General features: G+C 46.5%; 8 protein-coding genes. 6 read left to right on the plus strand and 2 right to left on the minus strand.

The window, feature by feature from the left end; genetic code table 11:
* Positions 1–107: 107 nt before the first annotated feature.
* Positions 108–1,589, plus strand: coding sequence for a hypothetical protein (locus tag C4J90_RS10330; protein ID WP_124406856.1), 1,482 nt, complete (start codon positions 108–110; stop codon positions 1,587–1,589).
* Positions 1,590–1,688: 99 nt separating this feature from the next.
* On the opposite strand, the gene C4J90_RS10335 is transcribed toward C4J90_RS10330, so the two are convergent.
* Together C4J90_RS10335 and C4J90_RS10340 are read right to left on the minus strand one after the other, a co-directional pair.
* Positions 1,689–2,117: a response regulator gene (locus tag C4J90_RS10335; protein ID WP_124403768.1), complete on the minus strand. Its 429-nt coding sequence runs from the start codon at positions 2,115–2,117 to the stop codon at positions 1,689–1,691.
* A gap of 266 nt (positions 2,118–2,383) precedes the next feature.
* The gene (locus C4J90_RS10340) at positions 2,384–6,061 is read right to left on the minus strand and encodes an ATP-binding protein (protein WP_124403769.1); all 3,678 of its coding nucleotides are present in this window, start codon (positions 6,059–6,061) and stop codon (positions 2,384–2,386) included.
* Positions 6,062–6,236: 175 nt separating this feature from the next.
* Here C4J90_RS10340 and C4J90_RS10345 point away from each other — a divergent pair, with 175 nt between their 5' ends.
* From C4J90_RS10345 to C4J90_RS10360, 5 genes are all read left to right on the plus strand, one after another.
* Complete coding sequence (locus tag C4J90_RS10345) at positions 6,237–7,106, plus strand: alpha/beta hydrolase (protein ID WP_124406858.1); 870 nt, start codon at positions 6,237–6,239, stop codon at positions 7,104–7,106.
* A 27-nt stretch (positions 7,107–7,133) separates the two neighbouring features.
* Positions 7,134–8,216, plus strand: coding sequence for a hypothetical protein (locus tag C4J90_RS10350; RefSeq protein WP_124419699.1), 1,083 nt, complete (start codon positions 7,134–7,136; stop codon positions 8,214–8,216).
* A 742-nt stretch (positions 8,217–8,958) separates the two neighbouring features.
* The gene (locus tag C4J90_RS27405; RefSeq protein ID WP_370881259.1) at positions 8,959–9,819 is read left to right on the plus strand and encodes a fimbrial protein; all 861 of its coding nucleotides are present in this window, start codon (positions 8,959–8,961) and stop codon (positions 9,817–9,819) included.
* A 1,807-nt stretch (positions 9,820–11,626) separates the two neighbouring features.
* On the plus strand, positions 11,627–12,160 hold the full coding sequence (locus C4J90_RS10355; protein ID WP_124403773.1) for a fimbrial protein: 534 nt from the start codon (positions 11,627–11,629) through the stop codon (positions 12,158–12,160).
* A 48-nt stretch (positions 12,161–12,208) separates the two neighbouring features.
* Positions 12,209–12,952 carry a molecular chaperone gene (locus C4J90_RS10360; RefSeq protein WP_218565847.1) on the plus strand — a complete coding sequence of 248 codons (744 nt, stop codon included), beginning with the start codon at positions 12,209–12,211 and terminating at the stop codon, positions 12,950–12,952.
* Positions 12,953–12,991 lie beyond the last annotated feature (39 nt).

Consider the following 12,991-nt stretch of genomic DNA (forward strand, 5'->3'; position numbering starts at 1 on the left):
TAAACAACCGCTTGCGGTAGAGCACTCTGTCATGAGCGCTATTTGAAAGCCTGCTTCAGACGCTATTGATACTTTCGGGTCTCATTTGGCGTCTTGAGGCAAAATAAATGAATGTTAAAAACGTTGGCGCCGGGTCAGCGCCAGTAGGCGTGTTTCCCAGAACGACTTCAGATCTGCCAGTGCGAACATCGTGCAGTATTCGTAATGTACTAGGGATTTCCAGCCGCCAGCTAGATGAGTTTTGTTCCGAACATTTTGGAAATATTCTTACGTTGTGTGCATCGTATAGGCAAGCATCAGCGATCATGGCGGGCCACTTAGAGAACTTACTGGAACAAGTACGCGAAGTCACGCCCGACCAATGTGATAAACATAAAATTGTCAGCAGCCTCACAAATAATTTGCTGGCCAGTCTGACTCATATCGACTTGGAACAAGCGCAGCGCGCTATAGAAAAAATCCAAAGTCATTTCGATCAGAGCGCATTAGATGGCGCTCTGAATGCGTTGCGTCTGTCTTATCACAAAGCTACCCATTCAAGCGGTCGAATGGCGCACGCACAAGAAATGCAGAGTGACGTACTGCATTTTTTCCAAGGGCATTCTTTCGAGCGTCTAGCCGGTTTTCTCGCATATTTTCATGATCACGTTCAAATACTACAAAAAGATGGCACTGGCATTGGCAATCAACAGCATTGGGGGCTGAATGAGATAGCCACGGCTGCGGCCTTGGGGACCTTGGCCGAAGAGGCAACGGTCGACGTTACGGGGCAAGAAAGTCTTTGCCGGGTTGCGGCTGCGGTTATTCCCAGCGGCACAGCTTTCGATTTTATGCCAAATATAGGTAGAGACGGAAAACCCGGGCTTGGTACTGTCATTGAAGGCCTGTTGAGAAGTGGTGCACTTTCAATTCCGGATAATGCAGCATGCGAGGATATCGTGGCGATGGCGTACACTCTTGCCATTTGCGATACACAGCGTAACAACCTATCCGGTCTCGCTAGGCCCACGAATAAAATTGTGTACACAGTGGCGCCTGCAGTTTATAGGCTGTTGATGGAGTGCGCACAAGAAGATCCCCTGAAATTCGGTACTCTATTTTTTGACAACGGGCGGCTTAGCGAGGCCGGCCTTGCTCTGTGCAGCAAATTGACAACTACGGTTGAAGTGTTTGAAGAGTTTGCGCCTTATACGGATGCCACAGCTAAGAATGAGAAAGGGGGGCCTAACAATCCGCTCAGCGTGATTTATACCGAGGGGACTCTGACTGCGCACGAAAAACAGCGTGCAGTACTTGAACTTTTAGGTGGAAATGGTTTCTTTGGTTCCGCCAATGTGGCAGAGGATATTGAGGGGTTCTCAAAAACATTCCGTCATCCCGTCCTAGAAAAAATAAGAAGACGTTCCATAATGCCCGATCCGCGAGAAAGTTATATATATGGGTACGCAAAGCTCTCAGAAAAGCTTGGAGCTGAATGTCATGCAGGAAGAGTTAAACTGGATGCTGTGCTTGGGGAAATCAAGGCTATGGGCGGGTCTGTGTTAGACCGAGAAAAAACAACTGAGAATATCCTATGCTTGCCCTGCTGATGTAGTCCAAGCAATCCATTACATAATTTCTCGCGTACCTTGTCTTCATGGCATGGGGCGCGAGTAATACCCATCCAGCTCTGTCAACTGAACTCTAGATTATTTCGTTGCTGGGGTTGGACCAAGCTTGACGCTGCCATAATATGGAAAATAATCGTAACCGGCGAAGATTGCTTCGATTGCGTTAAGGAAGTCGCGTATGCCTGCGCGCTTACTGACAAAACCGGAGGCGCCGGCCCGTAAACAATATTCTGCGCAAGGCACTGCGGGATATGTACAAAAAATTAACATGCTAGGAGCATTCGATAACGAAGACATTTGTTTGATAATTGCTAACCCCTCTGTTTGATTTTGGCCAATATCAAAAGTTACAAGATCGGGATGATACAGGTTCGCAAGTCTTAGACCGTCTACTCCGTCGCTGATGTCGGCCAGAACTTTAATGCCTCGTCTTTCTAACACCGCTCTGATTGCCAGTCGCACGATCGGGTGTTTATCAATAATTATCACACTGTTCGAGTCTATCATGCGTCTACACCTTAGTTGGAATAAGAATTCTACAAGAACTCGTAAGACTTAACCATGGCGGAAGGGGCTGAAAGACAGTAGGAAAATTCTAGGCGCGCTAATTGTGTCGCGCGGCGGAAAGATAATAGCGCCAGTTGTAGGCAGGGTTTATACAACGTTTAAGGTGCCTTTAAGCGGTAAGGCGGGCAAACAATTGGCCGCCTATATCCAAGGATCGGCGTTACGGCCGTAATGAGTACATCGCGGGAGAGGGTGCTTCAGTCCACCTACTCAAAGTGTTTTTTTCTCTGGCGAATCAGATCGCGTTCTAATCCTACCATTGCCTGATCAAGGGCTAGGACCACGGCCGGTAAATTAGAATCTGACGGGTCAAGGTGACAGGAAGCTTCCAAAGCTTCACAGTGCTTGATCAGACTGCGAACCTTAACAACGCGAGCACTGCCCTTGATTTTATGAGCAAGCTCGGATAAGCCACGCAGATTGTCGTTTTTATTAAGCCGTCGTAATTCCTCTAAATCATCGGTGATACTATTAATTAATCCATCCAGCACACGCTTTAATATGTTGAGGTCTCCACCGGTAAGGTGCTCAAGGGTATTCAAGTCAAATTTATTGGATTCAGAATAATTAATTTCGTCATGAATGGCTATTGCGGAGCGTTTGATGAAACGCTCTAAGGTATCCAGCTCCACTGGTTTAAATAGGCAGTCATCCATGCCAGCCGATATGCACCGCTCGCGCTCCTCACGTTGAGCATTAGCAGTAAATCCTAAAATGATAGAGCGCACCCGGTTTTGAGCGCTCTCAATCACGCGTATTGCTTTCGCAAGCTCATATCCGCTCATCACTGGCATATTGCAGTCGGTAATGATGACGTCAAATATTTTCTGTTTCCATAATGCAAGGCCTTCAGCACCATTTTCAGCAAGATGCACGGAGTGCCCCAAGTATATTAGCTGTTCACTCAACAGCAATCGATTGGCGTAGTTGTCGTCAACCACTAATACACCTAAAATTGGAGCCGGGTTGGCTGCGGAGCTGTTTAATACTTCGGCCTTCTTTTCCTGCCGTGGTTCGAGCACGTTCAGTGTCAGTCGGCCAATGGCTTGTGTGCCCTGATCGATTTCGCTGTCGAGCTCCAATTGGCCTCCCATCATTTCACATAGATTACGGGAAATCATTAATCCTAATCCTGTACCAGAGCGGGCGTGCTGTCTCGTTCCACCTATCTGGGTAAATGGCTGGAATAAGCGCGCTATATCGTTAGCAGATATACCAATACCGGTGTCATTGACCGAAAATTCGACCTGTAATTGATCATCTGCTAATAAGCAAGAATGAACAACCACATCGACCCCGCCGTTTTCGGTAAACTTAATCGCATTACTGATTAAGTTGGAAAGTACTTGTTTAAAGCGCAGCGGGTCAACCAATACGTCGTAATTTATACTTTCGTTAATGTCTAACTTTAGAGTTAGGTTCTTTTGCTTGGCCAGTCCACTGAATACTCGAATAACAGATTCTACTAGGTCCTTTAGGTTGGCCCGCTCTTGATTCAGACTAAGGTGACCTGTCTCTATACGGGCAATGTCGAGTATATCACCAATTAAATCAAGCAAGCCGCGGGCGGAATGATAGGCGACTTCTATTGATGAGCGGTCATATTTTTCTTTATCGCGTTTCAAGCTTAATTCCAGCAATCCTATGATCGCATTCATAGGTGTTCTGATTTCATGGCTCATAGTCGCAAGGAATGTAGTTTTGGTCCGATTAGCCTCATCAGCATCATTTTTGGCTTGTTTGAGCTCCTCCAGAAGCAAGTGCCGCTCAGTTATATCTATCCAACCTCCGATTAAGCCTTGATTGGCACCTTCAGAGTTAGAGAAAGGTAGCATCCAGTGATAGATAGTTTGATGACGTCCAGCAATGTAAACTTCTCGATCACGCAAAAGAGGTTGGCCTGTCTGCAATACAGTTTGGCAATCCTTTTCATAGGCCGCCGACCTTTCCAATGAGGTTTTTGCTGAACTTAAACCACGAGCAATATCACCCTCGTTTGAAAGCGATTTTACGTAACTGTCATTGCAAATTAATAGGCGATTTTCTAAATCCCGCACGTAAATTGGATGCGGCGTGCCGTTTATCAGGGCTTCCATAAAGTGAAGCTGATTGCTGAGTTCTCTTTCGGCTGCTCTGCGTTGCATGATTTGCCGACGTAAGTAAATTCCCCAACCCAATGCGATAGTCAATAGTGTGATAGTGCCAACTACGGATTTAAATATAATCTGACGATAGTCGCGCCATGATGGGGGCGCAATAACTGCGTTTGTGCGCCACCGGTTGGTAACAGAATCAATAACATCTGGCGGGATGCTTCTTATGGTTTTATCGAGAATTGCGTAAAGCTGACCTTGCCCCTTAAGTACACTGAGCGACGCTGTCGCAGGTGCAGAGTTTATAATCGATGCAATTTTCAGTGAGTTATCGCGGCTACGCAAATTGTAGCTGGCAATAGGTGCAGGTAGGATTGTTGCATCTACTGAGCCATCCTCTACCCAAGCAAGGGCCTCAAAATTATTCTCTGCGTTCTTTAAACGAATGAGCGGGTAATGTTCGCGTAACATCGGCAGAAGCGCATGGCCTGGCGCAACGCTTAACGTCCTGCCTGCCAGAGCCTCCAGCGTATCTGGGTATGCACTTTGATTGCGTACTACAAGTGCATAAGGTGCGATTAAATAAGGACGTCCAAATAAAAAAGATTGCATGTTTTCCTGGTTTTTAGGCAGGTCCGTTGCGATTTGCACTCTTCCCGCTTTTAAGCTTTCCTGCATTTCTCTAATGTTGGGGTGAGGTTGTATGTTGAATTTTAAGCCCGTTTTTCTCTCAATTAACTTAAGCAAGTCTCGTGTAATACCAAAATAATTACCATGGATGTCGAAATATGAAACGGGTGCCAGGTACCGGCTCACTGCTATATTTACCACAGGGTTTTTCTTGATCCAATCTTTCTCGTCTGCACTTAAATCCAGTGGCTGGAGCGTGAATAAGAGTTTTTCGCTCCAGCGTGTTTGTATTTCAGTTTTTACCTGTTCTGGCACGGCCCCTAGGGCGGTATTGATAAGGTTCAGCAAACGCGGGTTATCAGCGTTAATGGCAAAGCTGAAGCCTTCTTGTGCCGGGGGGGCGATATCCAAAATATCGAGATGGCTGGAATAATTTCGCGAAATAAGGTATTGAGAGGATATAGCATCCCCTAAAAATGCATCAGCTTGTCCAAAGGCGACTGCCGCGATAGCATTTTCTGTCGATGTGAACACTTCTATGTTTGCTTGAGGAAACATCCGCCGAGCCGCAGCCTCACTAATATAGTCGGAGTCAATTGCCAAGCGAATACGCGCGACTTTATCGTCGAAAGACAGGCTAATGCCTATGCGGCCGATTAGAGCGAGTCGATCATCGAGGTAGTTGTTGCTCAGTGCCAAATCTATTCTATTTTTTTCTCTTCGATTAGCGCTGCCCAATAAATCTATTTCGCCAGTTTTCAGTGCTTCCACGGCTTCCATATGAGTAGCGTAACGGCGAACGTCCACGGTTACACCAAGATAACCAGAAATTATCTGCATGTAATCTGCTGTGATACCCTCATAGTCACGATTGGAACTTGATATGTCCAACGGCGGATAATCAGGAAGCGACGTACCCAGTACCAAAGTCTTCTTTTTCTTTAGCCAGCGCCAACCGTTGTAGTCTAAATTTAACTTCTGGTGATCTTCATTGGTGTGGCTGAAGAGTTCTAAATTGTCCACACGACTAGCATGGGCTTCTGGCCCGGCGAATAGCGCGATCCAAAGCGCCGCACAGATATTGAGCGACAGCGTCTTCCTGAATATGTATTTTGGTGTTGGTTTTTTTTTAATTTGCACGCTTAGGTGAATCGATTTCATGGTAACCCCTCTACAAATGTAGAACAGTACTTGAATATTTGGATGGTTGAGGCTTTGTTGCAGGATCGCTTTTTGAAATACTACTATAGCCTATTGCTGTAGGTTTTGTGTGTATAGCGATGCCTTTCTTTTGAATTGGGAATTGTAACTTGGCCAGTATTTGAGGAGTAGTGTAATGAGTGGTTTTGAGAGCGTTAGTGTTAGTAGCAGCGGGGAACAATTGGCGGTGCGAATTTATCCTAGCACATCAGTGATCCCGGCACCTGTTCTGGTGCTGTGCCATGGGTTTTGTGGCATCCAGAACGTTGTTCTGCCTGAGTTTGCTTTCGCTTTTGCTCAGGCTGGCTACAATGTCATTACCTTTGACTATCGAGGTTTCGGTGAAAGTGGAGGTGAGCGCGGCAGGCTTCAGACCAAAATGCAGATAGAAGATATTCATGCCGTTGTTAACTGGGTAAGCCAGCAACCGTCATTTGATACGTCACGCATTGGTCTGTGGGGAACATCACTAGGTGGCTGTCATGTCATTACGGTTGGGGCGCAGAACCCGCTGGTCAAATGCATCATCAGCCAAACAGCCTTTGCTGACGGGGAAATATTAATCACTAGCGCAATGAGTATTAAAGAGGAAAGTAAGCTATTTTCGACATTAAATCGGATGCAGGAGAAGAAAGAATCAAGCGGTAGGGAGTTATTTGTGCCTCCGTTAATGGTGCTGGATGATGAGCAGTCTCGAGTGTTTTTCGAAAAGCATCAAAAGTTTAATCCTCAGCTAAATACAAAAATACCCTTTTTAACCGTCCGGGAAATCATAAACTACAAACCGGTTATCATGGCCATGAGCGTTCGTCAGCCTGTATTGGTTGTCGCTGCCGAACACGACATTGTTAATCCCCCGGATCAAGCAGTCCGATTGTATGAAGCGCTGCATGCTGAAAAGACAATCATTATGCTTGAAGGTGCTGGGCATTATGATGTCTATGAAGGTGACACTCATTTTAAAGTTTTAAGACATCAAATTAACTGGCTGGGAATGTATCTTTAACCGCCACACCTACAGCAAGGAAGAACTATGGAACCTGTGGCTGCAATTAATGAGATTTTACTGAGTAACGAGCGGACTGTGATTGGGCGTGAAGATACTCGTAGATTTTTGCGTCTTGTAAGCGATGTGCATAATACCACTGCCGAATTAGTTTTTTCTGGTAAGACGCCGACCGTTGGTGCTACGATTTTTCGATTAGTTACTTTAGCGCTATCCTCAATATCGTTATCAGCAGGCTCTTGGTTAGGTCCGCCCGGAGCGCTTGCCACGCCATTATCGAACCCATTGTCAGACGATTTATTCAAAACACATATCGAATCTTTTGGGTTTGATGTTGTGTCAAAAGGCTTCGAGAGTCTAGAAGGGGCTAAGCGGGAATTTCTCACGCGAACTATTAATAACGGGATCTCTGTGGTTACTTCAGTAATAGAGTCTCTAAAAGGTATTGATGATCCGACATTTGATGCCAAGCTTACTGAGTGGGGAGTGGATCCCAGTATACGTCCGAGACTGTTGGAGAATTACAGAGCGATGCAGTCAATGTTGCTTTGGATGACGGAAGAGGGCGGGCAAGATATTTATCTTGTGGAACCGTATGACAATTCCGATCCCACTGCCGCCATTAACTTGGTTCAAGACGGCGAGCAAAGGATTGCGTTTTCTCTACAATTCTTTAAGAAATGCGCCATTCCCGCTGTTAATGCGCTTTTGCATGAGGTGGCGCATCTCTGCTGTAATAAATTTGATTTCTATTATTTTTCTCGTGAAAAGTCTTGCTTGGATGATCAGTATGCTGAACTGCCTTTGCATAGACAGATAAAAGATTTCGCCAGAGGTTTTGAGCAATCCTCCAAGCTTGTGGCAGAGCATATTGAAGGTGAGGAATTTCTTTCCGCTATTGCTCCCCAAGATAACACAAAGACGCTCACGCAACTTTATAATGAAGATGCTGACACCAAAGTAATGGTGAACTTTATGAATGCCGATTCGGTTAGCGCGTTGGCGATCGTTATTGCAGACTATAATTTACACCATGATGGCAATGTCCCTTTAAAGGAAACGTCATCCTTTAAATCTCCACCGGAAGCGGGTCTATATGTGGAGAGTTGAGATTCGTTTCAATCATTGATTTGTAGGATCTCGCACTGTTTCGTAAGCAGTGCGAGCTGGTTTTGTTGCGGGTGGTACTAAGGATAACGAAGAGTCCGTAATACATCGGAGGTTTGGCTTAAAATAGCATCCGCTTATAGCGAGATATAAAAGTGGCGCCGAATTCCAAACGTCATACAGTTGCAGAGTTTGTATCGGTAGTTATTGTCATACCGCAATAGCTGCATGTGTAACTGGTTATCGAACCATAAAGGGCAAAAAATAGTTTTTTTTCGTGCAGAATCTCAGAGGTAAGAAAGTTCCTCGTCCGACGAGGAAGATTCTTGCCGCTGCATTGAGCGGTCTGATGTTGTGGTGCATCTCGATGTGAAAAAATTATAGACAGTTGGAACGAGCCCGTAGGCTAAAAGTGTGATCCAACCTATTTCTCATCGTGACTGCGTGGTTGTCCCTAACTTTGCCGCCGGAGCAGGTCTGGTTCCGGTTGGAGTAAAGCGTCGGGTAGCTCCCATGTGCCTTCCAGTCATTTAGTGCGTTCTTTAAGGGCATAAAGGAGCAATGCCTGTTTAAAAAGGCGCCCTGAATAATTCAGTAAGAAAATTTACTGTTGATATCTGCCGTTAGTAGTGAGAGAGCACATCAAGCATGTTTTACGAGAGCAATATTATGTGTTGCGATGATATGTTAAGGCTCGGCGATTTTGAGTTTTATAATGGTACATTAAAAGAGGTTTGTTGTGGTGATGCGTTCGATAGTATTAGCAGCGTTGATTTTTTTCTCACATCAGGCCTTAGCAACCTGTAGCATAAGTGGTGCAGGCGAATTTAAACTTGGAAAGGATATAGCGCTTTCGAGTAATGTTCCTGTAGGTACTGTACTAAGTAGTCATCGTCAGGTTATTACATACGGGGGGTGTCGGGCGGACGGGGTTGCATATTTGGAGGTGCCTCAAAAGCTACAAGTCGGAAGTGGACTATCAGTTGTTTTTTATTACGACGAGAAGCCAATAAATGGGACTACTGCAAGGCTGGGATTTTTCAATTCTCGCACCGCTAATCACTACTTTGTGTCTTTTGATTTGGTCCGCAGCGCGGGTCCTGTAGCGGCTGGTGATTTACATGCCGGCGGGATTCGGGCTAAACAGCTAGATTCTGATGGTGTCTCGCTAGGACCAGACCAACCAGGCGCAGTAATTGGTAGTGCTATTCTCGGAACGTGCGTTGTTACAACCCCAAATATACTTGTTCCTTTGCCGGCGGTAACCAGCTCTGAACTTTCTAGCATAGGCGCAACATTTGGTGAGGTATTCTTCACTATGGCTGTCAGCTGTAACAGCTCGAGTAAGGTATACGCCGAATTCACTGACTCGAACAATGTATCTAACAGTGGTGAGTCTTTGGAATTAGGAGCGGGCTCGACGGCAAAAGGGATTAGGTTTCAGATGTTGCTTGACGGCTCTTTGGTAAGGTATAAGCAAAGAAGGGGCTTGGGCGATATTCAGTCGGATGGCCTAATTCCCATGTCAGTTCGTTATATTCGAGACGGTAATCTCATTCCGGGTAGGGCTGTTGCGCAGTCTACTTATATAATCAGTTATGATTAAATTCTTGACTAAGCCATCTTTTTTTCTCCAGGTGTTTCGAGAAAACCGCTGTCGAACAATAATAGAGCCGTTGAATGTGCTCTTTGAATGCGATACTCAGTTGTGGTTGATGATTAAAATTGTAATGCCCCCTACACTCGTGCCTACTGCGATTTGTCAGTAAGCAATGGTGTTGGCGAGCCAATTAAAATTCATATATAAACTAAGCCGCGCTCTTTATTCTGCACTCTGTGTTGCTGCTGCAGTCAGCAAGGATGTTCATGGGGTGTTAGGAGGCGGATTGTAGGAGGGGCATAGGGTTGCTGCCCCGCTGAAATAGTTTCTGCCATGGCGACGGCGGCAACCAGCTTTGGTGGTTAGATGCTTGGCTCCGATCGTTTATTGGGTGAGAGGGCCAAAGGCCCTCTCACCTTGTCCTATTTCCGGCGCTTTGATTTGGATAAATGAAATGGTATCTGCCTCCAATAATACCAGTCCACTTCCTTGCGCGCTAAAGTCTGCTACATTATCCGGACAAGTCATTTCCTTTTGGGGTGAAGTAAGGATAAAGGCGTTCGATATTTCACGAAGTTGTCCATCTGATTCAGCCTAATATACTGCTATTCGAAGCCGGATGCAGCGGTTCTTCAATCCCAGCGGGTCGTCGATTTTAGTGCTGCTGGCATTGATTCGACTGGCGCTCTTGGAATGGGCGGGGCGGGGTAAATAAAATCTAACGGGCTCATTTTGGGTCCATGTTCGCTCGTGTCATTAGGTGTGGGGTTCAGTCTTTCTCGAGTGAGCTTTATATCCTTATCATAAAAAATGCTCTTAGCATGATCATCTTCTCTCATACAGCGTTTGTTCACAGCGCTGTCGTTGGCGGGCAGGGTTTCGATTGCTGGCTTGGATAGTGCCTTTACAGGTTGCTCAGGCCTAGCGCACTTGGAGTGTATAGTATTGTGGTGGTAAACATAATTTTTCTGACCTCTTGCTTGAAGCGCTGACCAGCTGTATTCCCGTTTGAATTTCATCCCTATTAAACAGCTTGTATAATCGGCTGATTTTTCTGCTGGAGTCCGCATCGTTAATGTTTCTAAATCCTTGAGTAGTTCGGTTTTCCTCCTCAATGCCTTAGAATTTTGTGTATAAAGGATTTCGCGGATGTGTTTGACAAATTCTCTTGCTTCGTTTTTTTTCGCGGAGTTGTATAGCTTTATATGGCTGTTCCGTACTATTTTAATGGTTTTTTTTAAGTCCCCGCTTTTGACTCTTTGATTAACTATTGTTTTGGCTGTTAAGCTCGATATTGCATGATGCTGATTTTTCGGATATTTTCATAGAACGTCAAATAGTGATGGTTGTAGTTTGGTTTTCCGTATTTTGGCGTGAGAAAGTTTAGAGTTGCAATTTTCAGGTGTTTTAGGCCTTACAGGTGCGCTCAGTGGACCTTAGTATTGGGCTTGATACTAAATATACAATTTATGTAGGGGGCTTAATTTCAAAAAACGCTCTCAGGGTCTACGCATTTAGGGCCGGCACCGGTCGCCGGCTACCAGGCAATGTGGCCTACAAAACCTTAGAAGCCAGAGCAATTCGGACGGAGAGGGCATGCAGATTTTGGTGGGGAGCTAGAAGCAATTCATCCCGCTCCGAGAAAATTCTGGTCTAGGGCGAGCGAATTCTGACTTGAAATGAGAGCGTGCTGATGTGACGGGCTTACGGCCGAGTTTAAGATTTTCTGCCCTGTCAGGTATCGCAGCACCTAAATATCTGAAGGCTAAAAAACTCAGTTTATTCTAACTTGGCTATTGCGAGACCCGCATAAATGAACTTCAAAGTGTTTTCTGTTGCTGTCTGTTTTGTCAGCCTAAATCTGCCCGTCCTTGCTCTCGCCGCCCAGACTGGACAGATCAACATCACTGGCAGAATTATCGAAACGAGTTGCGTACTTGATGCTTCTTCCACCAATGTCAACGTTGTACTGCCGACCGTGGACAAAAGTCAGCTCGCTGGCGCTCAGAGCGCTACCGGTCGTACCGGCTTCACGCTGCAGGTGACCGACTGCCCGGAGGATGCCAAGGTTTCTGCTGCATTTCTGCCTGATTCCAATGTTAATCCCTACGGCAACTTGGTAAACAACGCTGTAAACAAAGCCTCCAACGTCGAGGTTCAACTGCTCGATCAAAATCATACCGTCATCAATATCAATACCGATGACAATGCTTCCCAGGCTTCACGTGCCGTGGATATCAACGGAAAAGGCAGCTTGCAGTACTTCGCGCAGTACTTCTCCCAAGAGGGGAGCGCGGGTGGCGGTGATGTTTCCGTCATGGCCAATTTCATGCTGACCTACGAGTAATCGACTCGCCCGGGGTGTTCACCTCGGGCACCACTGAGGTACCCCCTGATGTCACCTGTCTCCGCTCGACACTTGCCCTCTTTGATGGCAGGGCTGTTCCTTGCTGCATGCTCGATGTCCAGTGCTGTTGCCGGTGTCATGATCGATGGCACCCGTGTGATCTATTCCGCGAAGGAACGAGAAGTCACCGTAAAGCTGACCAACAAGGGCCAGAGCCCCGGGCTCCTGCAAGTCTGGATTGATCGTGGCGACGCCCAGAGCCGACTTCAAGATGCAGACGCGCCCTTTCTCGTTACGCCACCCATTTTCAGGTTGGACCCACAAAAAGGCCAGAGTGTACGCATTGTGTTCACCGGTGAAACGCTGCCTCAGGACAGGGAAAGCTTGTTTTGGTTCAACGCCCTGGAAATCCCACCTATTCCTCAAGGTGCCAGTGCTGGGGCGAACATGATGCAAATCGCTGTGCGTTCACGCCTGAAGATGTTCTATCGCCCGGTCGCTCTGTCCGGCGATGTTCGTAGCTCCGTGAGTCGGATGAAGTGGTCTGTGCAGCGAGTCGATAAGGGCTATGTCCTGCGCGGTGATAACCCGACGCCTTATCACCTGTCGTTTGGTGAGCTGTCAGTGAAGCAGGGCGACAAACGCTACGAAACCGGCGGCGGCATGATTGCTCCCTTCAGTCAGCAGGATTTTTCTCTCGCCGGTCATACCGGCAGTACTGGTGGCCAGGTGCTCTACCGCTGGATCGGTGATTTTGGCACCACCGCCGAACAGAGCATCACACTGAACTGAAATTGACGAGCTGATGTGCCGACAGGTATCACCTCGATA

This window comes from Pseudomonas sp. R2-60-08W (genome assembly GCF_003852335.1).
Taxonomy (GTDB): domain Bacteria; phylum Pseudomonadota; class Gammaproteobacteria; order Pseudomonadales; family Pseudomonadaceae; genus Aquipseudomonas.

Bases quoted from the DNA above. Each gene is read 5' to 3' on its own strand.
- C4J90_RS10330 (WP_124406856.1), top strand. From the start codon at position 108: ATGAATGTTAAAAACGTTGGCGCCGGGTCAGCGCCAGTAGGCGTGTTT.
- C4J90_RS10335 (WP_124403768.1), bottom strand. From the start codon at position 2,117: ATGATAGACTCGAACAGTGTGATAATTATTGATAAACACCCGATCGTG.
- C4J90_RS10340 (WP_124403769.1), bottom strand. From the start codon at position 6,061: ATGAAATCGATTCACCTAAGCGTGCAAATTAAAAAAAAACCAACACCA.
- C4J90_RS10345 (WP_124406858.1), top strand. From the start codon at position 6,237: ATGAGTGGTTTTGAGAGCGTTAGTGTTAGTAGCAGCGGGGAACAATTG.
- C4J90_RS10350 (WP_124419699.1), top strand. From the start codon at position 7,134: ATGGAACCTGTGGCTGCAATTAATGAGATTTTACTGAGTAACGAGCGG.
- C4J90_RS27405 (WP_370881259.1), top strand. From the start codon at position 8,959: ATGCGTTCGATAGTATTAGCAGCGTTGATTTTTTTCTCACATCAGGCC.
- C4J90_RS10355 (WP_124403773.1), top strand. From the start codon at position 11,627: ATGAACTTCAAAGTGTTTTCTGTTGCTGTCTGTTTTGTCAGCCTAAAT.
- C4J90_RS10360 (WP_218565847.1), top strand. From the start codon at position 12,209: ATGTCACCTGTCTCCGCTCGACACTTGCCCTCTTTGATGGCAGGGCTG.